Genomic DNA, 22423 nt, shown 5'->3' with positions numbered 1-22423 from the left:
GATGCCGGACCGGCCTCCTCGCCCGCGGCTGGGTGGCGACGCGGACCACCCGGCGATGGCGCTGGTCGGCGTTCGGGCGGGCGGCGGAGCGGTGGGCTGGTGGCGGCGCCGTCAGCCGGCCCGCAGCCGGCGCCAGTCGTCCGGCCACGCCTCGGCGGCGACACCCTCGGGCAGCGCACCGGCCGGCAGTTGCGCCGCGGCGGCCAGCGGCAGCGTGAACCGGTGCGCGGCGGCGGGCCCGGCCTCGTACGACCGGTCGAGCAGCCACCGCACCTCGTCGGCGGTCCAGCCCAGGCCGGACCGGGCGGCGATCTCCCGGACCAGCCGCAGGCCGACGCGGGTGTCGTCGTCGTAGAAGCGCATGCACCAGTGGTGCGCCCACATGCCGAGCGCGCGCAGCCCGTCCGGGTCGAGCGAGCCGACCAGCCGGCCGCAGGCGGTGTCGGGGAAGGGGCGCCCGGGGTCACCGGCCCGGTCGCGCTCGATCGCGCCGTAGGCGGCCGGCGCCACCAACCTCATCCGCTCGTAGAAGCCCTGCACCACCGCGGCGTCCAACGGTGCCCGCCCCGATCGCATCAGCGGACACCCCGCCCGGCCACGCTCGCCATGCCCCGCACCTTTTCTTGAGTTGGTGGCGGGACCGTACCGACCACTTACGACACTTTCTCGGGTCCGCCGGGCATGATCCACACCATTCCGCCGAGGTGGCGGCATCCGGGAACCGGCGATACCGCCACCTCCCCGAGCTGGCGCGACTGCCACACGTCATGTCCGAATACCGCCAGCCACGGCCGGGGACGGCGAGGCAGGATCGGGGGCATGGAGCTGGACTTTGAGCGGTGTTACCGGGCCGTCGACAGCCGCGATCCGCGGTTCGACGGCTGGTTCTACACCGGCGTGACGTCGACCGGGATCTACTGCCGGCCGTCCTGTCCGGCGATGACACCCAAGCGGCAGAATGTCCGCTTCTTCCCGTCGGCCGCCGCCGCGCAGGGGGCCGGGCTGCGGGCGTGCCGCCGGTGCCGGCCGGACGCGGCGCCGGGCTCCCCGCAGTGGGACGTCCGGGCCGACCTGGTCGGCCGCGCCATGCGGCTGATCGCCGACGGCGTGGTCGACCGCGACGGGGTGCCCGGGCTGGCCGGCCGGCTGGGCTACACCGAGCGGCACCTGCACCGGATGCTCCAGGCCGAGCTGGGCGCCGGCCCGCTGGCGCTGGCCCGGGCACAGCGCGCGCAGACCGCCCGGATCCTGATCGAGACCACCGGCCTCGGCCTGGCCGAGGTGGCCTTCGCCGCCGGGTTCGGCAGCGTCCGGCAGTTCAACGAGACGGTCCGTGAGGTCTACGGCGGCACCCCGTCCGAGCTGCGCGCCGGGCGACGCGGTCCGGCCTCGGCCACCGGCGCGGGCACGCTCTCGCTGCGGCTGGCATACCGGCCACCGCTGCACGCGGGCGCGCTGCTGGACTTCCTCGCGCTGCGCGCGCTGCCCGGCGTCGAGGTGGTCCGCGACGGCACCTACCACCGGGGGCTGCGCCTGCCGCACGGTCCCGGCACGGTGGCGCTGACCCCGTCCGACGGCCACATCGACGCCACGTTGCGGCTGGCCGACATGCGTGACCTGGCTCCCGCGGTGGCCCGCTGCCGCCGCCTGCTCGACCTGGACGCCGACCCGGTCGCGGTGGACGCCACCCTGGCCGCCGACCCGGCGCTGGCCCCGGCGGTCGTCGCCGAGCCGGGCGTCCGGCTTCCGCACGCGGTCGACGGCTTCGAGCTGGCCGTCCGCGCCGTCGTGACCCAGCAGGTCTCGCTGACCTCGGCGCGGACCACGCTCACCCGCCTGCTCTCCGCCGTCCCGTCGGCGAGCGGTTCGGGCACCGACGACCCGGCCGACGGCCTGGTGGCGTTCCCGGGTCCCGCCGACGTGCTCGCGGCGCCGGACCCGGCGTTCCGGATGCCGGCCGCCCGCCGGGAGACGATCCGGGCGCTGGCCCGCGCCGTCACCGACGGGACGCTGGACCTGGAACCCGGGGGCGACCGGGAGGAGACGGTCCGGCTCCTGGCCGCGGTGCCCGGCGTCGGCCCGTGGACCACCGGCTACCTGGCCATGCGCGCACTCGGCGACCCCGATGTCGCCCTCACCACCGACCTGGGCGTACGCCGCGGCGCAACCGCGCTCGGCCTGCCCGACACCCCCAAGACCCTGCTCGCGTACGCCGAACGCTGGCGCCCCTGGCGGTCCTACGCGACGATCCGACTCTGGAGAGCAGCATGAGCACTGTGGACAGCACCGTCATCGACACACCGGTCGGCCCGTTGAGCGTGCTCGCCGGCCCCGACGGCGCGGTACGTGCGGCCGGATTCACGCCCGACCCGGCGGCCCTGGCGCCGTTGACCCACCCGAGCCTGCGTGGTGACCTGCGGGAGCGGGCCGACCTCGGTCCGGTCACTGCCGCCGTCCGGGCCTACCTGGACGGAGACCTCGCCGCGATCGACGCGGTCCCGGTGGAGCAGCACAGCGGCGGGCTCTTCCTGACGCATGCCTGGCAGGTGCTGCGCGACGTCAAGCCCGGCGACCCGGTCACCTACACCGGGTTCGCCGCGCTGGCCGGACGCCCCGCCGCGGTCCGCGCCGCCGCGGCGGCATGCGCGCGCAACGCGGCAGCGCTCTTCGTGCCCTGTCACCGCGTGCTGCGCACCGACGGCACGCTCGGCGGCTACCGCTGGGGCCTGCCCGTGAAGAAGTGGCTTCTCGGGCATGAGGGACGGGTGACGGCTAGCTGACAGCGGAAACGTCACCCCCGGCGGCTACCGTCGGGTAGTGCCCGCGCCCAGCGACGGCAACCCCGCGGCGCAGAACGACGCCCGGTCCAAGCCGCTGCGCAACCTCTGGCGGCTGCGGCCCTACCTGCGCCCGTACGCGACGGAGTTCGCCTGGCTGCTGGTGGCGGCGCTCGCGGCCACCGCGGCGAGCCTCGCCGTTCCGCTCGTGGTGCAGCGGGTGGTCGACGGGCCGGTGGCCCGGCACGACGAGGCCGGGCTGCTGCGGCTCGGCGCCCTGGCGCTGCTGCTCGGGCTGGCCGAGGCGGTTCTCATCTTCATCCGCCGCTGGACCCAGTCGTCGTCCTCGGTGGGCATGGAGGCGGCCATCCGCGCCGACATCTACGCCCACCTGCAACGGCTCCCGGCCGGCTTCCACGACCGCTGGCAGTCCGGCCAGCTGCTGTCCCGGATCACCAGCGACCTCTCGGTGATCCGGCGGTTCCTCTCCTTCGGGCTGCTGTTCCTGGTCCTCAACCTGATCACCTACGTCGCCGTGGTGGTGCTGCTGATCCGGCTGCACCCCTGGCTGGGTTCGCTGGTCGCGGCCAGCGCCGTACCGCTGTTCCTGATCAGCCGCCGCTTCGCCCGGCACTACCACGCGGCGTCGCGCCGGATGCAGGACCAGCAGGGCGACGTGGCCACGCTCGTCGAGGAGACCGCGCAGGGGCTGCGCACCATGCGGGCGTACGGGCGGGGGCCGGAACTGGCCGCACGGTTCGCCGTCGGCGCGCGCCGGTTGCACGACACCGGGATCGGCAAGGCGCGGCTGCTGGCCCGCACCTCGGCGCTGTTCGACCTGGTGCCCAACCTGACCCTCGGCGCGGTCCTGGTGACCGGCGCGGCGGCCGTCGCCGAGGGCGCGCTGTCCATCGGGGAGCTGGTCGCGTTCGTCAGCCTCCAGCTCATGCTGATCTGGCCGGTGCAGTCGCTCGGCTGGATCATCGCCAACGGCCAGGAGGCCGCCACCGCCGCCGACCGGATCCAGGAGGTCCTCGACACCCGCCCGACGATCGTGGACGCGCCGCACGCCCGGTCGCTGGAGCGCGCCGACGTACGCGGCCGGCTCCGCTTCGAGGGGGTCACCTTTCGCTACCCGGGCACCTCGGCGCCGGTGCTGCACGACCTGGACCTGACCGTCGAGCCGGGCGAGACGATGGCGCTCGTCGGCGTCACCGGCTGCGGCAAGAGCACGCTGCTGTCGCTCGTCCCCCGGCTGCACGAGGTGACCGGCGGCCGGATCACCGTCGACGGGCGCGACGTGCGTGACCTGCGGCTCGGCTCGCTGCGACGGCTGGTCGGGGTGGCGTTCGAGGAGCCGACCCTGTTCTCCATGTCGGTCTGGGAGAACCTGACGCTGGGGCGGCCGGAGGCGGGCGAGGAGGAGGTCCGGGCGGCGCTGGCGCTGGCGCAGGCGGACTTCGCGTACGAGCTGCCCTGGGGGCTGGCCACCCGGGTCGGTGAACAGGGGCTGTCGCTGTCCGGCGGGCAGCGGCAGCGCCTCGCGCTGGCCCGCGCGGTGCTCGGGCGGCCCGCACTGCTGGTGCTCGACGATCCGCTCTCCGCGCTCGACGTGCACACCGAGGCGCTCGTGGAGGCGGCGCTGCGCCGGGTGCTGCGGGAGAGCCGCACCACGGCCCTGCTGGTGGCGCACCGCCCCTCGACAGTGGCGCTGGCGGACCGGGTGGCGCTGCTGGACGGCGGCCGGATCGTCGCCGTCGGCACCCACTCGGAGCTGCTGGCCCGGGTGCCGGCGTACCGGGCGGTGCTCTCCGCCGAGCCGGAGCGCCGTTCCGGCGGCGTCGGTCTGGTGCGCTCGTGACCGGCGGCGCGCCGCGGGTGCCCCGGCCCCGCGACGCGCCGCGCGACACCGGCGCGCGCACCGCCGGGCACGGGCAGGCGCACGGCGCAGCCGGCCCACGCCACGACGACGCGAACCGCACCGGCGGACGCGACGACCTGTCCCGCTGGCGCGGCCGGGCCACCGACCCGGACGCCGACCGCAGCCGCGCCGAGGACTCCTCCCCGGCGGCGGTGGCCCGGCTCCGCGCCCGCAGCCGGCTCCTGCTGCGGCAACTGCTGCGCCCGCACCGGCGTGCGCTCGGGCTGGCGGTGGCGCTTCTGCTGGCCCAGAACGCCGCCGCGATGTCCGGCCCGTACCTGGTCATGCTCGGCATCGACCGGGGCATCGGGCCACTGCGGGCCGGTGATCCCGGCCCGCTGATCGCTGTCGCCGCCGCGTTCGTGGTGGCGACAGCCGTCGAGTACGCGGCCCGGCGCGCGTTCCTCACCCTCGCCGCCCGGATCGGCCAGGCCGTCCTGCTGGACCTGCGCCGACGGGTGTACGGGCACTTCCTCCGCCTCGACGTCGGTTTCCACGAGCGCTACACCTCCGGGCGGATGGTGTCCCGGCTGACGAGCGACCTGGAGTCGATCGCCGAACTGGTCGACGGCGGCATCGACAAGCTGGTGATGGCCGGGCTGTCGGTGCTGTCGGTGGCGGGCATCCTGCTCTGGCTGGACCTGCCGCTGGCGGCGGTGACGCTGCTCGCGTTCCCGTTCCTGTTCCTGCTGTCACGCTGGTTCGCGCGCGCGTCGGCGGGCGCGTACCGGCGTACCCGGGAGGCGGTGGCGCTGGTCATCGTGCACTTCGTGGAGTCGCTGCGCGGGATCCGGGCGGTGCAGGCGTACCGGCGGGAGGAGCGCAACGAGCGCATCTTCGCCGCCGTGAACGACGACTACCGGCGCTCCAGCCTGCGCGCGTTCCGGCTGATCGCGATCTACTCGCCGGGCATCCGGCTGATCGGCAACCTGACCACGGCGGTGGTGCTCGGGTACGGCGGCTGGCGGGTGCTGGGCGGCGGCGTGGAGGTGGGCGTGCTCGCCGCGTTCCTGCTCTACCTGCGCCGGTTCTTCGAGCCGATGGAGGAGCTGAGCCAGTTCTACAACGCGCTCCAGTCGGCGACCGCCGCGTTGGAGAAGCTGGCCGGGGTGCTGGACGAGCGTCCGGCGGTGGCCGAACCGGCGGATCCGGTCCCGCTGCCGGCCGGGCCGCCGCGCGGGGCGGTGACGTTCCGCGCCGTCGACTTCGGCTACCGACGGCAGACGCCGATCCTGTCCGGCCTGGACCTGACCGTGCCGCCCGGGCAGACAGTGGCGCTGATCGGGCCGACCGGCGCCGGCAAGTCCACAGTCGCGAAGCTGCTGGCCCGGTTCCACGACCCGGACGCGGGCGCTGTCGACCTGGACGGGGTGAACCTGCGTGACCTGGCCGACGCCGAACTGCGCCGGGCGGTGGTGCTGGTGACCCAGGAGACCCACCTGTTCAGCGGCTCCGTGGCCGACAACATCAGGTTCGGGCGGCCGGACGCGGACGACGAGGCGGTGGTCGCGGCGGCGCGGGCGATCGGCGCGCACGACTTCATCGCCGCGCTGCCCGACGGGTACGCCACGGACGTACACCGGCGCGGCGGCCGGCTCTCCGCCGGGCAGCGGCAGCTCGTCGCGTTCGCCCGGGCGTTCCTCGCCGACCCGCGGGTGCTGATCCTGGACGAGGCGACCTCGTCGCTGGACGTGCCGACCGAGCGGTTGGTGCAGCGGGCCCTGCACAACGTGCTGCGCGACCGCACCGCCTTGGTGATCGCCCATCGTCTCTCCACCGTGGAGACGGCGGACCGGGTGCTGGTGCTCGACGACGGCCGGATCGTGGAGGACGGCCCACCGGCCGAGCTGATCGCCGCCGACGGCCGCTACGCCGCCCTGCACCGCCAGTGGCGCGACTCGCTCCTCTAGCTCGCTCCTCCGACCCTCGTTGATCTTGCACTTGCGGCCCGAGGGATGCCCGAAAAGCGGCTTGTGCCGGGGCGGCAAGCGCAAGATCGGCGAGGACGCGCGGGGTGGGGAAAGTCGTGGAGTGCGGCAACCGGGCTGCCTACCATCGGCTGATGACCGACACGACGATCAGCGCCCGCGGCGGCGTCCCCGAGCGTCCGAGCCTGGACGGCCTCGAGGAGACCTGGGCCCGCCGCTGGCAGTCCGACGGCACGTACGCGTTCGACCGTACGAAGGAGCGGTCGGACGTATACGCGATCGACACTCCCCCGCCGACCGTGTCGGGCGAACTGCACATGGGGCACGTCTTCTCGTACACGCACACCGACACGGTGGCCCGGTTCCAGCGGATGCGCGGGCGCACGGTCTTCTACCCGATGGGCTGGGACGACAACGGGCTGCCCACCGAACGCCGGGTGCAGAACGTGTACGGCGTGCGTCCCGACCCGGCGCTGCCGTACGACAGCAACTGGCGGCCGCCGTCCGCGCCGGTGGACGACGCGGCCCGGAAGAACCCGACGGCGATCTCCCGGCGTAACTTCATCGAGCTGTGCGAACTGCTCACCGTGGAGGACGAGAAGGCGTTCGAGGCGCTGTGGCGGCGGCTCGGGCTGTCCGTGGACTGGTCGCTGACGTACACCACGATCGGGTCGGCGGCCCGCGCCGCGAGCCAGCGTGCGTTCCTGCGGAACCTGGCTCGGGGTGAGGCGTACCAGGCGGAGGCGCCGACGCTGTGGGACGTCGGGTACGGCACCGCCGTGGCGCAGGCGGAGCTGGAGGACCGGGAGCGGCCCGGCGCGTACCACCGGCTGCGGTTCACCGGCCCGGACGGCCGCGAGGTGCTGATCGACACCACCCGGCCGGAGCTGCTGCCGGCGTGCGTGGCGCTGGTCTGCCACCCCGACGACGAGCGGTACGCGGACCTGGTCGGCGCGTCCGCGCGTACCCCGGTGTTCGGGGTCGAGGTGCCGGTGCGCGCGCATCCGCTGGCGGACCCGGCCAAGGGCACGGGCATCGCGATGGTCTGCACGTTCGGTGACCTGACCGACGTGACCTGGTGGCGTGAGCTGCGGCTGGACACCCGCGTGGTGATCGGCCGGGACGGGCGGCTGCTGCCGGAGCCGCCGGCCGGCGTGCCGGCGGCGCCCTACGCGGCGCTGGCCGGGCAGACGGTGAACGGCGCCCGGCGGACGCTGGTGGAGCTGCTGGCCGACGCGGGTGATCTGGTCGGCGAGCCGCGCCCGATCACGCACCCGGTGAAGTTCTACGAGCGCGGCGACCGGCCGCTGGAGATCGTCTCGACCCGGCAGTGGTATCTGCGCAACGGCGGCCGGGACGCCGGCCTGCGCGAGGAGCTGCTGGCCCGGGGTCGGGAGCTGCGCTGGGTGCCGGAGCACATGCGGCACCGCTACGAACACTGGGTGGGCGGCCTCACCGGTGACTGGCTGGTCAGCCGGCAGCGGTTCTTCGGCGTGCCGGTGCCGGTGTGGTACCGGCTCGACGACACTGGCGAGCCGGACTGGACCCACCCTCTCACACCGGACGAGGCGACGCTCCCGATCGACCCGAGCAGCGAACCGCCGCCCGGATACGAGGAGTCGCAGCGCGGCGTGCCGGGCGGTTTCACCGGCGACCCGGACGTGCTGGACACCTGGGCCACCTCGTCGCTGACCCCGCAGATCGTCGGCGGCTGGGAGACCGACCCGGACCTGTTCGCCAGGGTCTTCCCGATGGACCTGCGCCCGCAGGGGCACGACATCATCCGGACCTGGCTGTTCGCCACCGTCGCCCGGTCCCACCTGGAGCACGGTGCGCTGCCCTGGCACACCGCTGTGCTCTCCGGCTGGATCCTCGACCCGGACCGCAAGAAGATGTCGAAGTCCAAGGGCAACGTGGTCACGCCGATGGCGCTGCTGGAACAGAACGGCTCCGACGCGGTCCGCTACTGGGCCGCCAACGGCAAGCCGGGCATGGACCTCGCCTTCGACCCGGCCCAGGTCAAGGTGGGCCGGCGGCTGGCCACCAAGCTGCTCAACGCGTCGCGGTTCGCGCTCGGGCTGGGCGCCGCCGACGCGCTGCGGGCCGCGGCGACCCAACCGCTGGACACCGCGATGCTCGCCGAACTGTCCGGCGTGGTCGCGACCGCGACCACCGCCTTCGACGGGTACGACCACACGGCCGCCCTGATGGCCACGGAGGCGTTCTTCTGGCGGTTCTGCGACGACTACATCGAGTTGGTGAAGGAGCGCGCCTACGGCACCGGGCCGGCGGCCGACTCGGCCCGGGCGGCGCTGGCGACCGCGTTGTCGGTGCAGTTGCGGCTGTTCGCGCCGGTGCTGCCGTTCGTCACCGAGGAGGTCTGGTCATGGTGGCGGTACGGGTCGGTGCACCGCGCGCCCTGGCCGACCACGTACGAGGTGGGCCGCGCGACGCAGGCGCCGGGCGACCCGGAGCTGCTGCGGCTGGCCGCGGACGCGCTGGGTCAGGTGCGCCGCGCCAAGTCGGAACGCAAGCTGTCGATGAAGGCGGACGTGCCGCTGGCCGAGGCGCTCGGACCGGCGGCGGTGCTGGACCAGCTCGGCACGGTCGCCGACGACCTGCGCGCGGCGGGCCGGATCGCGAAGCTGGACCTGCTGCCGGATCGCACCACCGAACTGGTCATCGCCTGCGCGTTCTGAGCGCCGCCGGCGATGTAAGGAAGGGCCCCTTCTTAACGCCTGGCGTTGTAGAAGCGGCCCTTCTTAACACCCGAAGGGCCGGCCGGACCGGCCCGCGGCGGTGCATGCCTCAGTCGGCCGCGCAGGCCGCCTTGAGCTTGTCCCGGGCGGCGGTGAGATCCGCCCTGCTCGGCGCCTTGCCCGGCGCCTTGGCCCAGGCGTCGGCGAGGTCGCTCATCTCGGTCGCGACGCCCTTCACCGCGCTGTTCACCTCGTCGCTGTTGGTGAAGGCGTGCGTGTAGAGCGTGGCCGCGCCCGCCGAGTACTGCGCGCTGACCGCCGAGTGACCGGCCGGCGGGCCGATCTTCTCCGCCTCGGCCACCTCCTTCAGGGCGGCCGTGATGTCCTTCTCCGCCGTCGTGCAGGTCTTCCGGGTGGCCTCGTCGAGGCCCACCGGGGCCGGCGTCACCGGCGGCACGGACGTGGCGGCCGGGGCGGAGGGCGCCGCCGACCCGGCCGAGGGGGTGTCCTCGTCGTCGCCGCAGCCGGACATGACGATCATCGCCACCGCGGCCGGAGCGAGCAGGGCGAAGCGAGCTGAACGCACAGTGTTCTCCCCGTGTCGGTGTTCGTAGCCGCCGCAAACTAGCAGACCGGACACGGCAGGGCGGAACCCGTTTTCCGTCGCGAACGCCGGAAAACGGGTCCCGCCCTGCGGGCTCAGCTCGTCTCGCCGGCCACGCTGAACGAGCGCAGGCGGTCGATCGCCAGCACGGTGAACCCGACCGCCACCAGCGCGGTGAGCACCGCCGCGACCGGCACCGAGACACTGGTGCCGAGCAGCGGCGTCGGCGCCATCCGGTCGGCCAGGGCGATCACCCACTGCTGGATCGACAGCACCCGGGTGCCGCTGACGAACCGGCCCAGCAGGCCTTCCCAGATCAGCACGTAGACCAGGCCGAGCAGCACCGGCCGCCGGGTCACCAGGCTCAGCGCCAGGAACAGCGCCGAGTACGCCAGCGCGCCCGCCGCCGAGGCGGCGACCAGGGCGAGTCCGAGGCGTACCGAATCGGCGAGCACGCCCGCGACGTAGATCGGGACACCGACGGTGACCGCCGTGACGCCGGCCGCGACCGCCAGCTTCGGCAGCACGATCTGCCAGCGCGGCAGCGGCTTGGTGAGGATGTGCACGACGGTGCCGTCGTCGATCTCCGCGCCGAGCACGCCGGTGCCCACGATCAGCGCCACCACCGGCAGCACCACCGCCAGGCCGAGGCCGACGAGCACCGGCGGGCCCCACTGGCCGGGGTCGACGCCGAGCGACCGGCAGAGCACCGCCAGGCCGATCAGGATCAGCGGCAACGGCAGCAGCATGAGGAACCGGCTCCGGCCGAACAGGCCGCGCGCGGTGATCCAGGTGACTGTCGACATCATGCCTCCACCAGATACGAGAAGACGCTCTCCAGCGACTCGTCCTCCGGCAGGAGCTGCCGGACCCGGATGCCGTGCCGGAGCGCGATCCGGGGCAGGGCCCGGGTGAACGCGCCATAGTCGCCGGCCTTGACGGTCAGGCCGGTGCGGCCCAGCTCGACGCCGGAGACCGACGCCTCGGCCATCAGCGCCACCGCCAGGGCGCGGTCGTCGGTCGAGCGGACCGCGAACACGTGCGGCCGGTTGGTCATCAGGCGGCGGATGGTCCGGTAGTCGCCGGAGGCGGCCAGCCGGCCGGCGACCATCACCTGGACGGTGCCGGAGACCTGCTCGACCTCCTCCAGGATGTGCGAGCTGAACAGGATGGTCCGTCCCGCGTCGCCGAGCCGGTGCAGCAGCGCCATCATGTGCAGCCGCTGGCGCGGGTCCATCCCGTTGAACGGCTCGTCGAGCAGCAGCACCTGCGGGTCGTGCACCAGCGCGGCGGCGACCCGGGTGCGCTGCCGCATGCCCTTGGAGTAGGTGCCGATCCGGCGGGTCTGCGCGTCCTCCATCTCGACCAGCTCGATCGCCCGCTTCGTGGCGGCCTCCGGGTCGGGCAGCCGGTGCAGCTTCGCGCTGGCCAGCACGAACTCGTACGCGCTGAGGAACGTGTGCACCGCCTCGCGCTCGCTGACCAGGCCGAGCCGCCGGTAGACGCCGGGGTTGCGCCAGGTCGGCTCCCCGTCCAGCGTCACGGTGCCGCGCGACGGCGACAGGAAGCCCGCCATCATGTGCAGCAGCGTGGTCTTGCCGGCGCCGTTGGGGCCGAGCAGGCCGGTCACGCCGGGGCCGAGCCGCATGGTGACGTCGTTGACCGCCACCACGTTGCCGTACCAGCGGGAGACACCGGCCAGGTCGAGCGTGCTCGTCGCGGTGGCGGGCGCGCCGGCCGTCGACTGGGTGCTGATCGCCGTCATCGGGCGGCCACCTTCCGGTATCGCAGGAGCAGCAGGCTGACGCAGGCGGCGACCAGCAGCACGGCGACCGCGGCGTAGACCGGCCCGAAGTCGCCGATCGGCATGCCGCCCCGTCCCTGGGTCAGCCGGTCGCCGAGCGCCCAGTTGCCCACGCCGCCGACGAGCGTCGGCGGGGAGGCGACGAAGGCCAGCTCGTTGATCGTCCGCGAGGGCAGGATGGACAGCACGCCGACGACCGGCGTGGTCATCAGGAAGACCGCCACGATGCCGCCGGCCGCGAACGCGCGCTTGCCGGTCAGCGAGGCGACGAGCAGCGCGATCGAGGCGAACACCACCGCCCAGAGCCCGGCGTAGAGCAGCCCGGGCAGCAGGTCGAGCAGTTCGTCCCACACCCCGCGTACGCCCCGGTTCGTGGTGAACGCGGCGCCGAGGAACATCACCAGCTGCGGGCCGCCGAGCAGCAGCCACAGCGCGGTGACAAGCGCCAGCAGCTTGGACAGCGCGTAGTCGCCGCGCGGCAGCGGCCGGGAGAAGTACAGCGGCAGCACGCCGCTGCGCAGGTCGCGGGAGACCAGCTCGGGCGCGGCCACCGCGGCGAAGAAGATGACCAGCCAGCTCATCGCGTCGGCGAACTGGGCGTACGTCATCACCACCTCGCCGATCTGGCTGCGCACCGCGGTGACCCCGGCGGCCACCACGGTCACCACGGAGACGACCAGCCACGGGAAGATCTTGGCCTTGGCGCTGCGGCCCAGCCCGAAGACGGTACGCACGCCGTGCAGGTAGAGCGCGCCGAAGACCTGCCGGCGGCCGAGCCGCGGGCCGGTGTAGCGCTGGTAGCCGATGTCGTGGATGACCCCGGTCGCGTCAGACATGGCTGGGCTCCCTCGCGGCGAAGAGTTCGGCCACCCGGTGCCGCCGCTGGTCCAGCCGGTGCAGCGGCAGGTCCAGCTCGGCGACCGCGCCGAGGATCTGGTCGTAGGTGGCGTCGTCGGCGAGCGGGACGAGCAGCAGCCGCCCGTCGCGGGTCACCGGCAGGTCGAGCGCGGCGAGCCGGGCGGCCAGGTCGTCGGTGCCCTCGCTCACCTCGACGGCGAGCACGTCGGTGGCGGTGGTCATGGCGGACACCCGGTCGGCGCGCAGCAGCCGGCCGCCGTCGATGGCGACGAGCGTGTCGCAGATCCGCTCCACCTCGCCGAGCAGGTGCGAGCAGACCACCACCGAGATGCCGAACTCGGTGCCGATCCGGTGGATCAGCGCGAGCATGGCGTCCCGGCCGGCCGGGTCGAGGCCGTTCGTCGGCTCGTCGAGCAGCAGCAGATCGGGATCGTGTACGAGCGCCTGGGCGAGCTTGACCCGCTGCTTCATACCGGTGGAGTAGCCACCGACGGCCCGGTGCCGCTCCTCGTGCAGACCGACGTGGCGCAGCGCCTCGGAGGCCCGTTCCCGGGCGACGGTGCGCGGCAGTCCGCTGATCCGGCCCAGGTGGGTGACCAGCTCGGCGGCGGACAGGTCGGGCGGGAGGGCGTCGTGCTCGGGCATGTATCCGACCCGGGCGCGGACCGCGGCCGGGTCGGTGGTCGGGTCGAGGCCGAGCACCTGTACCCGGCCGCTGGTCGGCGGGAGCAGACCCAGCAGGATCTTGATCAGAGTGGACTTGCCGGCGCCGTTCGCGCCCACCAGCCCGATGATCCCCGGCTCGACCGATACGGTGAGGTCGGTCAACGCGGTGACCCGGCCTCCGTACGTCTTGGTCAGCGACTCGGTCGCGAGCAGTGTCACGCCGTTCAGCGTAGAACTCCGGGGCCGCGCCGGAGCCCGTCCTGACCCGGGCGATCCCCTGATCCCTCGGCTCCGGGCCCCCTAGGTGACCGACGGGGTAGCGGCGTCGCGGGGAAGCTGCCACCGTGTGAGGCGACTCGACGGGGGGCGTCATGAGCGACGGTACGGACCGGCCGGCGGTGAGCGTGGTGGTGCCCACGTACAACTGCGGTGCCCACCTCGATCCGCTCGTCGCGTCGCTGTCGCGGCAGGGGCTGCCGCCCGGCGGATACGAGGTGATCTTCGCCGACGACGGGTCGACCGACGGGACGCCGCAGCGCCTGGACGAGCTGGCCGCTGCCGACCCGCACGTGCGGGTGCTGCGCCTGCCGCACTCGGGCTGGCCGTCGCGCCCGCGCAACCAGGGGCTGGAGCAGGCACGCGGCGAGTACGTCTTCTTCGCCGACGACGACGACTGGTTCGGCGACGAGGCGCTGGCCCGCCTGCACTCCTGCGCCCGGGCACACGACGCGGACATCGTCGTCGGACGGATGATCGGGCACCGGCGGGGCGTACCGCGGGAGCTGTTCCGGGAGAACCGGTTCGACGCCACCCTGGCGAACGCGCCGCTGGCCGACAGCATGACCTGTCACAAGCTGTTCCGGCGGTCCTTCCTCGACCGGCACGGGCTGCGCTTCCCGGAGGGCCACCCGCGACGCCTGGAGGACCACCGGCTGATGGCGGCGGCCTACCTGCTCGCCGAGCGGATCTGCGTGCTGGCCGACCACCCCTGCTACCACCACGCCCGCCGCGAGGACGCGGGCAACGTCACCGCCACCCGGATGGACCCGGCGGAGTACTACGCGGCGCTGCGGGCCGCGATGGACATCGTGGACGCCCACCGCCCACCGGCCGCGGCCCGCCTGCGGCTGCACCGGCGCTGGCTGCGCAAGGAGATGCTGAACCGGCTGCGCGGGCAGGCGCTGCTGAGCGCGCCGGAGCCCTGGGCCGGGCAGGTGGCGGACGAGGTGGGACAGCTCGTGAAGGAGCGTGTCGCACCCGAGGCGATCGCCGGGGTGCCGCCGATGTACCAGGTGATCGCGCATCTCGCCGCGCAGGGGCGGATGGCCGACCTGCGCCGGCTGGCGGAGTGGGACGTGAGCGTCCGGGCGCACGCCGCCGTCGACCGGTGGCAGGTGGAGGGACGGACGCTGACCGTCGCCGTCTCCGCCCACCTGCGCGCCGGGGACGAGCCGCTGCGCTTCGACGACCGAGGGCTGCCGGTGCTCCCGGTGGCCGGGGCCGCGCCGGACGGTGTCGTGATGCGGGCCGGCGGGGCGAGGACCGACGTGGTGATCCGCCGCCGGGAGACCCGGGAGGAGTTCTTCCTGCCGGTCGACGCCACCACCGAGCCGGCCGCCGACGGCCGGGTCTGTCACCGCAGCACCGCCACCGTCGACTTCGCGGCGCTCGACGGCGGCCGGACCCGGGGCACCTGGGAGGTCCGGGCCCGGGTGATTCAGGCCGGGTGGGCGCTGGACGCGAACCTGCCGCTCGTGGTGCGCTGCGCGGCCGACGGCGGGCCGCCCCGGGTGGAGGATCCGCGCCGGCTCCGCGCCCGGATCCGGCGGGCGGTCCGGCGGATCCGGGATCGCGCGCTCGGCCGGACGGCGCGCGCCGGCAGCCGTTCGCACGATCGACCGGCGGCGGCCCGGCGGTAAGGATTCGAAGACCCCGGTTCGTCCTCGGCACGATCGCCGGAACGCGCGATTACCGGGAGGCCGGGTGGCGCTCTCGACCGATCGCCGGTGGGCTGCGAAACTGTGTGCCGGCCGGTGAGTTGGGGGTTCGATGAGCAACGGGTGGCTGCTGCCCGAGGACGTTCTGCGGGATGCGCCGTCGTACGCGCCCAGACCCGCTGAGCTGGCCGATCTCCAGTTGTTGCTGAGCGGGGCGTACGCGCCGCTCACCGGTTTCATGAGCCGGGCCGACCTGACCTCGCTGAGCCGGCGCGGCCGGCTGGCCGACGGCACCCCGTGGCCGGTGCCGGTGACGCTCCAGGTGCCGGCCGCGCTGGCCGACGGGCTCGACCCGGCGGACCCGGCCCACCGGGCGGTGGTGCTCACCGACGGCGAGGGCGCGCCGGTCGCGGCGATGGACGTGACGGACGTCTGGCCGGGCCGCGAGGGCCTGGTGGGCGTCGGTGGCACGGTGCGCCGCCTGGGCGACGGCGGCCACGGACCGTTCCAGCGCCTGCGGCGCGGCCCCGACGAGGTACGCGGCCTGCTGCCGCCGGGCCGGGTGCTCGGGGTCTTCGCCGACCGTCCGCTGCACCGCCCGCAACTGGCGCAGATCGCGCACGCGGCCCGCACGCTCGGCGCGCACCTGCTGGTGCTGATCCCGGTGGGCGAGGGGTCGACCGGTGGCCTGCCGTCCGAGGCGCTGGTGCGTACCGTGTTCGCCGCCCGCGACCGGATGCCCCCGGCGACGCTGGTGGCGGTGCCGCTGGCCCGCCGGCGTGACGAGATCAGCGACGCGCTGCTGCGGGCCCGGGTCGCCGCCGCGTACGGCGTGACCCACCTGCTCTCCACCGAGGGCATGCTCTCCGGCGCCGGCCTGCGTGTGCTGGTGCCCCGCGAGCTGGCCTACGACAACCGGGACGGGCAGTGGCGCTGGCGGGAGGACATCCCGCCGCGCAACCGCCGGCTGGCGCTGAGCGTGGAGGAGATCGACGACCTGCTGGACCGGGGCTTCCCGCTGCCCGAGTGGCACACCCCGCCGGCGGTGGCGAAGGAACTGGTCCGGGCCCGCCCGCCGCGGCGGTACCGGGGACTGGTGATCTTCCTGACCGGGCTGTCCGGCTCGGGCAAGTCGACGATCGCCCGGGGCCTGGCCGACGTGCTCCGTGAGCAGGGCGACCGCACGATCACGCTGCTCGACGGCGACGTGGTGCGGCGGGAGCTGTCCGCCGGGCTCGGGTTCAGCAAGTCCGACCGCGATCTCAACGTGCGCCGGATCGGCTGGGTGGCCGCCGAGATCGCCCGGCACCGCGGGGTCGGCATCTGCTGCCCGATCGCGCCGTACGCGGCGGCCCGCGCCACCGCGCGGGAGATGGCCGAGGCGGCCGGCGCGGGCTTCCTGCTGGTCCACGTGGCGACGCCGCTTGAGGTCTGTGAGCAGCGCGACCGCAAGGGCCTGTACGCCCGCGCCCGGGCCGGCCTGCTCACCGGGATGACCGGCATCGACGACCCGTACGAGGAGCCCACCGACGCCGATCTCGTGGTGGACACCTCGGACATCAGCGTCGAGGAGGCCATCGGGAAGGTGATGGAACACCTCACCGAGACCGGCTGGGTGGAGCCCCGCCTCCAGCCCGCCTGACCTTTCGGCCGCCGGACGCGTCCGGCCTGCGAGCACCTCGCCGCCGTCGTCCGGCCTTACGGACGACGGCGGTTTCGCATCGCCCCTCGCTGCGCGGTAGTGTTCGCCTTTGTTGGAACACGTTCGACCGCGTGAGCATCGCGGTCGGTGACGCTCGGAGGTGGGCCGGGATGCTGGCGCGGCAGCGGCAGACGGCGATCCTGGAACGACTGCGTCTCGCCGGCGGCGTCCGGGTCACCGAACTGGCCGCCGAGTTCGGCGTGTCCGACATGACCATCCGCCGCGACCTGGACACGCTGCACGAGCAGGGCCTGCTCGCCAAGGTGCACGGCGGCGCGACGCCCGCCGGTCCCGGCTCGACCGACGAGCCCGGCTTCCGCGCCAAGGCCGACCGCCAGTCCGCCGAGAAGGCGGCGATCGCCGACCACGCCGCAGGGCTGGTCCGGCCCGGCGCCGCCATCGCGCTCTCCGCCGGCACCACCACCGCCGAGCTGGCCCGGCGACTTGTCGACGTGCCCGGCCTCACGGTGGTCACCAACTCGCTGCCGGTGGCGGAGGCGCTGCACGTCGGCGGCCGGCCCGACCAGACAGTGGTGCTCACCGGCGGGGTACGCACGCCGTCGGACGCGCTCGTCGGGCCGCTCGCCGTGGCCGCGATCGCCGCGCTCCACCTGGACGTGCTCTTTCTCGGCGTGCACGGCATCAGCGAACGGGCCGGGTTCACCACGCCCAATCTGATGGAGGCGGACACGAACCGGGCGCTCGTGGCCGCCGCGGACCGGCTCGTGGTGCTGGCCGACCACACCAAGTGGGGCACCGTCGGCATCTCGTCGATAGTGCCGCTGGACGCGGCGGACGTGCTGGTCACCGACGACCGGTTGGCGCCCGAGGCACGACGGGTACTCGACGACAGGGTGGGCGAGCTGGTGACGGTGCCCGCGCAGAGGGGGGCGCAGTGAAGCGTACGCAGATCGCGCTGGCCGACGGCCGCGAGCTGATCTACTTCGACGAGCGGGACGACGCGGTCCGGGACCAGCCGGACCGGCGGGACCTGCCCCCTCCCCCGCCCGCCTCGCAGCTGCGGTACGACCCGCTGACCGACGAGTGGGTGGCGGTCGCGGTGCACCGGCAGACCCGCACGTTCCTGCCCCCGGCCGACCAGTGCCCGCTGTGCCCGTCCCGGGGCGACCGGCACAGCGAGATCCCGGCGCCCGACTACGACGTCGTCGTGTTCGAGAACCGGTTCCCGTCACTGAGCCAGCGGGTCGCCGACGAACCGGCCGAGATCACGCCGTTCACCCCGGTACGGCCCGGCCTCGGCAGGTGCGAGGTGGTCTGCTTCACCGACGACCACAACGCCTCGTTCGCCCGGCTCCCCCCGCACCGGGTGCGGACCGTGCTGGACGCGCTCGCCGACCGCACCGAAGCGCTGAGCGCGCTGCCCGGCGTGGAGCAGGTCTTCCCGTTCGAGAACCGGGGCGTGGAGATCGGGGTGACGCTGCACCACCCGCACGGGCAGATCTACGCGTACCCGTTCGTCACGCCGCGCACCCGCGACATGCTGGCCGCCGCCCGGCGGCACGCCGAGCGCACCGGCGGCAACCTGTACGCCGACGTGCTGGCCGCCGAACGCGCCTCCGGGGAACGGGTGGTGACGAGCAACGAGCACTGGACCGCGTACGTCCCGGCGGCGGCGCGCTGGCCGTTCGAGGTGCACGTGGCGCCGCACCGGCCGGTGCCGGACATCCCGGCGCTCGACGACGCCGAGCGGGACGCGTTCGGGCCGCTATACCTGGACCTGCTGCGTCGCTTCGACGGGCTGTTCGACCTGCCGATGCCGTACATCGCGGCCTGGCACCAGGCGCCGGTACGGATCGACAGGGAGCTGGGCCACCTGCACCTGCAGCTGTTCAGCATCCGGCGGGCCAAGGACAAGCTGAAGTACCTGGCCGGGTCGGAGTCCGGCATGGGGGTGTTCATCAACGACATCGCCCCCGAGCGAGCCGCCGAGCTGCTGCGCGCCGCATGAAAGGAAGGGCCCCTTGTTAACGCCTGCGGTAGAGAAAGGGCCCCTTCTTAACAACCGCGGCCCGGGCGCGGGGGCGCGGGGGGCCCGGGACAGGACCCCCCGCAGGGAAGGGACGGCTGGCTGCGCTCAGCAGCCTCGAAGGTCGGCCGGCCGGCGCGCGGCGACGGCCCACCTTCACGGACGCGACTGGCATCTCGTCCACCCTGTCAACGAGAACGCACCGAGCGAGGTCACGCCGCCCCGACAGCCCTGAGGTGTTAAAAAGGGCCCCTTCTACAACGCGAGGCGTTAAGAAGGGGCCCTTCCTTACACGTCAGGCGGCGAGCCGGCGCGCCAGGTTCTCGTCGAGCGCGTTCATGAACTCGTCGGTGGTCAGCCACGGGGCGTCCCGCGAGATGAGCAGCGCGAGGTCCTTGGTCATCTGGCCGCCCTCGACGGTGTCCACGATGACCTTCTCCAGCGTGTTCGCGAACTCGGTGACCGCCGGGGTGCCGTCCAGCTTGCCCCGGTGGGCCAGGCCCCGGGTCCAGGCGTAGATCGAGGCGATCGGGTTGGTCGAGGTCTTCTCGCCCTTCTGGTACTGCCGGTAGTGCCGGGTGACGGTGCCGTGGGCGGCCTCGGCCTCGACGGTGCGGCCGTCCGGGGAGAGCAGCACCGAGGTCATCAGGCCGAGCGAGCCGAAGCCCTGCGCGACGGTGTCGGACTGCACGTCACCGTCGTAGTTCTTGCAGGCCCAGACGTACCCGCCCTCCCACTTGAGCGCGGCGGCGACCATGTCGTCGATCAGCCGGTGCTCGTAGGTGAGGCCGGCGGCCTCGAACTCGGCCTTGAACTCGTTCTCGAACACCTCGGCGAAGATGTCCTTGAACCGGCCGTCGTACGCCTTGAGGATGGTGTTCTTGGTGGACATGTAGACCGGGTAGTTGCGGTCCAGGCCGTACCGGAACGAGGCGCGGGCGAAGTCCCGGATCGACTCGTCGTAGTTGTACATGCCCATGGCGATGCCGCCGCCGGGGAAGTTGGCGACCTCCATCTCCATCGGGGTGCCGCCGTCGGCCGGGGTGTAGGTGATGGTCACCGTGCCCGGGCCGGGGACGACGAAGTCGGTGGCCTTGTACTGGTCGCCGTGCGCGTGCCGGCCGATGATGATCGGCTTGGTCCAGCCCGGGACGAGCCGCGGCACGTTCGACATGATGATCGGCTCGCGGAAGACCACGCCGCCGAGGATGTTGCGGATGGTGCCGTTCGGCGACCGCCACATCTTCTTCAGGCCGAACTCCTCCACCCGGGCCTCGTCCGGGGTGATGGTGGCGCACTTGACGCCGACGCCGTGCTCCTTGATGGCGTTGGCGGCGTCGACGGTGACCTGGTCGTCGGTGGCGTCACGGTGCTGGATCGACAGGTCGTAGTAGTGCAGGTCGACGTCGAGGTAGGGCAGGATCAGCTGCTCCCGGATCTGCTTCCAGATGATCCGGGTCATCTCGTCGCCGTCGATCTCCACGACCGGGTTGTTTACCTTGATCTTCGCCATCGGCCGGCGCTCCTCTCGGGGGACACGTGCTCAAGCAGTACGAGCGTACTGGAAACTGGCCGGCAGTCCCCAGGCGGCCCGGGTGGGCCGCCGGAAAAGCGGGCTGCGCCGTACCGCGACCCGCTGGCATCATCGTGCGATGCCGCGCAGCCGCACCCTCGGGTCTATCACGGTCACCGCGCTGTCCGACGGCGAGGGGCCCTTCTTCCAGCCCCGCGGCGAGGCGTTTCCCGGCGCCACCCAGGCGCACTGGGCGGCTGCCGACCGGCTCGACCCGGGCGCCGTCACCGCCGACGGCCGGTGGTGGCTGCGGTTCCGCGCGTTCGCGGTGCGGACCGGCGACGGGCCGGTCACGCTCGTCGACGCCGGCATCGGCCCGGCCGACTCGCTCGCCGCGAGCTGGGCGCCGGTCCCCGGCCGGCTGCCGGCCGAGCTGGCCGCCGCCGGGATCGATCCGGCCGACGTCCGCACCGTGGTCCTCACCCACCTGCACACCGACCACGTGGGCTGGGCCGGCGCGCTGTTCCCGAACGCGGACCACCTGGTACAGCGCGCCGAGCTGGACGCGCTGGAGCTGTTCCACCCGGAACTGCCGGCCCGGCTCCTGGGGCCGTTGCGCGCCGCCGGCCGCCTGCGGGTGGTCGACGGCGAGACGCCCCTCACCCCGGGGGTACGGCTGCTGCACACCCCAGGCCACACGCCGGGTCACCAGTCGGTGCTCATCGAGGCGGACGACGAGCGCCTCCTGATCACCGGCGACCTGCTCGTGCACGCGATCCAGTTGGTCGCCCCGGAGCTGGCGTACGCCCACGAGGTGGACCCGGACGAAGCCCGCCACTCCCGCACGACCCTGCTGGCAACCCTCTCCCCCGCCACCCTGGCCACCCCCCACCTGACCGCTCCCTTCACCCCCCACCCCCGACCGGCTCGATCATGAGGTTGGCGGCGGAATTGGAGATCGAATACGCCGTCAACTTCATGATCGACGGGGAGGGCGGGAAGAGACGCGGGCGGGACAGCGGAAGGCCCGCCGGCGGAAGCCGGCGGGCCTTCTGCGCGGTTGGTCGGGCTCACATGCTGGCGACGTCGCCCTGCTTGGCGCGGACGGCCTCGGCGGCCTCCTTCAGGGCGGCCAGCTCGTCGGCGTCCAGGTCGGTCTCGACGACCCGCTTCACGCCCTCGGCGCCGATCTCGGCCTCGACGCCCAGGTAGACGCCGGAGATGCCGTACTCGCCGTCGACCCAGGCGCAGACCGGCATGACCTCGCCGGAGTCCTCGGCCACTGCCTTCGCCATCCGGGCCGCGGCGGCGGACGGGGCGTAGTACGCCGAACCGGTCTTGAGCAGCGCGACGACCTCGGCGCCACCGTTGCGGGTCTTGACGACCAGCTCCTCGATCTGCTCGGCCGGCATGACGTCACGCAGCGGCTTGCCGTTCACGGTGCTCTTGGACGGCACCGGGACCATCGTGTCGCCGTGCGAGCCGAGCGTCAGGGTCCGTACCGACTTCACCGGTACGCTCAGCGCCTCGGCGACGAAGTTGGTGAAGCGGGCGGTGTCCAGCATGCCGGCCTGGCCGAGCACCCGGTTGCGCGGGAACTGGGTGGCGAGCTGGGCCAGCGCGGTCATCTCGTCGAGCGGGTTGGACACCACGATGACGACGGCGTTCGGCGCGTACTTGGCGACGTTCTCGGAGACCTGCCGGACGATCTTGGCGTTGGTCTCCAGCAGGTCCATCCGGCTCATGCCGGGCTTGCGCGGCAGGCCGGCGGTGATGACGACCACGTCCGAGCCCTCGATGGCGTCGTAGCCCTCGCCGTTCGGGCCGGTGGTGACGCCGACAACCTTGGTCTCGAAGCCCTCGACCGCGCGGGACTGGTTGAGGTCGAGCGCGAGACCCGCCGGCTTGCCCTCCACGATGTCGGTGATCACGACGGTGTCGAAGACGTCGTACTCGGCCAGGCGCTGTGCGGTGGTCGAGCCGTAGAAGCCGGCGCCGACGACAGTGACCTTCTTACCCATGGTCGT

18 protein-coding genes are annotated in these 22423 nt (G+C 73.6%); 10 read left to right on the top strand and 8 right to left on the bottom strand.

The annotated features are described in order from the left end of the window. Window positions 1–111: 111 nt before the first annotated feature. Window positions 112–576 (bottom strand): hypothetical protein, encoded by a 465-nt coding sequence (locus O7542_RS30105; protein ID WP_240925835.1) that lies wholly within the window; start codon window positions 574–576, stop codon window positions 112–114. Window positions 577–819: 243 nt separating this feature from the next. Here O7542_RS30105 and O7542_RS30100 point away from each other — a divergent pair, with 243 nt between their 5' ends. The 5 genes from O7542_RS30100 (at window position 820) to valS (ending at window position 9325) form a co-directional block, all read left to right on the top strand. Then, a complete protein-coding gene (locus O7542_RS30100) occupies window positions 820–2271 on the top strand; it encodes an AlkA N-terminal domain-containing protein (RefSeq protein WP_166456921.1) in 1452 nt (483 codons plus the stop codon). Continuing rightward, window positions 2268–2780: a methylated-DNA--[protein]-cysteine S-methyltransferase gene (locus tag O7542_RS30095; protein ID WP_166456922.1), complete on the top strand. Its 513-nt coding sequence runs from the start codon at window positions 2268–2270 to the stop codon at window positions 2778–2780. Before O7542_RS30100 ends, O7542_RS30095 begins: the two co-directional genes overlap by 4 nt. 37 nt (window positions 2781–2817) lie before the next feature. Beyond that, complete coding sequence (locus O7542_RS30090; protein ID WP_166456923.1) at window positions 2818–4638, top strand: ABC transporter ATP-binding protein; 1821 nt, start codon at window positions 2818–2820, stop codon at window positions 4636–4638. Between the two features lie 137 nt (window positions 4639–4775). Beyond that, a complete protein-coding gene (locus O7542_RS30085; RefSeq protein ID WP_205797832.1) occupies window positions 4776–6608 on the top strand; it encodes an ABC transporter ATP-binding protein in 1833 nt (610 codons plus the stop codon). Window positions 6609–6760: 152 nt separating this feature from the next. Next, window positions 6761–9325, top strand: a complete 2565-nt coding sequence (gene valS / locus O7542_RS30080) for a valine--tRNA ligase (RefSeq protein ID WP_281605520.1) — start codon at window positions 6761–6763, stop codon at window positions 9323–9325. A gap of 109 nt (window positions 9326–9434) precedes the next feature. Here valS and O7542_RS30075 read toward each other — a convergent pair whose 3' ends face one another. From O7542_RS30075 to O7542_RS30055, 5 genes are all read right to left on the bottom strand, one after another. After that, a complete protein-coding gene (locus O7542_RS30075; protein WP_176722806.1) occupies window positions 9435–9872 on the bottom strand; it encodes a hypothetical protein in 438 nt (145 codons plus the stop codon). A 152-nt stretch (window positions 9873–10024) separates the two neighbouring features. Beyond that, complete coding sequence (locus O7542_RS30070) at window positions 10025–10735, bottom strand: ABC transporter permease (RefSeq protein ID WP_064448849.1); 711 nt, start codon at window positions 10733–10735, stop codon at window positions 10025–10027. Beyond that, window positions 10735–11694, bottom strand: coding sequence for an ABC transporter ATP-binding protein (locus tag O7542_RS30065; protein ID WP_069088263.1), 960 nt, complete (start codon window positions 11692–11694; stop codon window positions 10735–10737). The genes O7542_RS30070 and O7542_RS30065 overlap by 1 nt, the downstream gene beginning before the upstream one ends. Continuing rightward, window positions 11691–12569 (bottom strand): ABC transporter permease subunit, encoded by an 879-nt coding sequence (locus tag O7542_RS30060; protein ID WP_043328381.1) that lies wholly within the window; start codon window positions 12567–12569, stop codon window positions 11691–11693. The genes O7542_RS30065 and O7542_RS30060 overlap by 4 nt, the downstream gene beginning before the upstream one ends. Next, window positions 12562–13476: an ABC transporter ATP-binding protein gene (locus O7542_RS30055; protein WP_064448851.1), complete on the bottom strand. Its 915-nt coding sequence runs from the start codon at window positions 13474–13476 to the stop codon at window positions 12562–12564. The genes O7542_RS30060 and O7542_RS30055 overlap by 8 nt, the downstream gene beginning before the upstream one ends. A gap of 152 nt (window positions 13477–13628) precedes the next feature. Between O7542_RS30055 and O7542_RS30050 the strand changes: the two genes are divergently transcribed. From O7542_RS30050 to galT, 4 genes are all read left to right on the top strand, one after another. Continuing rightward, window positions 13629–15176: a glycosyltransferase family 2 protein gene (locus O7542_RS30050; RefSeq protein WP_069088265.1), complete on the top strand. Its 1548-nt coding sequence runs from the start codon at window positions 13629–13631 to the stop codon at window positions 15174–15176. A 130-nt stretch (window positions 15177–15306) separates the two neighbouring features. After that, a complete protein-coding gene (gene cysC, locus O7542_RS30045; RefSeq protein ID WP_281605519.1) occupies window positions 15307–16836 on the top strand; it encodes an adenylyl-sulfate kinase in 1530 nt (509 codons plus the stop codon). A gap of 170 nt (window positions 16837–17006) precedes the next feature. Next, a complete protein-coding gene (locus O7542_RS30040) occupies window positions 17007–17795 on the top strand; it encodes a DeoR/GlpR family DNA-binding transcription regulator (RefSeq protein WP_043328376.1) in 789 nt (262 codons plus the stop codon). After that, window positions 17792–18865, top strand: coding sequence for a galactose-1-phosphate uridylyltransferase (gene galT, locus O7542_RS30035; protein WP_043328374.1), 1074 nt, complete (start codon window positions 17792–17794; stop codon window positions 18863–18865). Before O7542_RS30040 ends, galT begins: the two co-directional genes overlap by 4 nt. 313 nt (window positions 18866–19178) lie before the next feature. On the opposite strand, the gene O7542_RS30030 is transcribed toward galT, so the two are convergent. After that, window positions 19179–20396 carry an NADP-dependent isocitrate dehydrogenase gene (locus O7542_RS30030; RefSeq protein WP_043328372.1) on the bottom strand — a complete coding sequence of 406 codons (1218 nt, stop codon included), beginning with the start codon at window positions 20394–20396 and terminating at the stop codon, window positions 19179–19181. A gap of 139 nt (window positions 20397–20535) precedes the next feature. On the opposite strand from O7542_RS30030, the gene O7542_RS30025 reads away from it, so the two are divergent. After that, window positions 20536–21333 carry an MBL fold metallo-hydrolase gene (locus O7542_RS30025; protein ID WP_064446554.1) on the top strand — a complete coding sequence of 266 codons (798 nt, stop codon included), beginning with the start codon at window positions 20536–20538 and terminating at the stop codon, window positions 21331–21333. Window positions 21334–21466: 133 nt separating this feature from the next. Here the strand turns inward: O7542_RS30025 and O7542_RS30020 are convergent, their stop codons facing one another. Beyond that, window positions 21467–22417, bottom strand: coding sequence for a malate dehydrogenase (locus O7542_RS30020; protein ID WP_043328370.1), 951 nt, complete (start codon window positions 22415–22417; stop codon window positions 21467–21469). Between the last annotated feature and the right edge of the window lie 6 nt (window positions 22418–22423).

The organism is Micromonospora sp. WMMC264 (assembly GCF_027497275.1).
Taxonomy (GTDB): domain Bacteria; phylum Actinomycetota; class Actinomycetes; order Mycobacteriales; family Micromonosporaceae; genus Micromonospora; species Micromonospora chalcea.
Note: the sequence above shows the minus strand (reverse complement) of the source record. Positions and strands in the feature narration are given on the sequence as shown.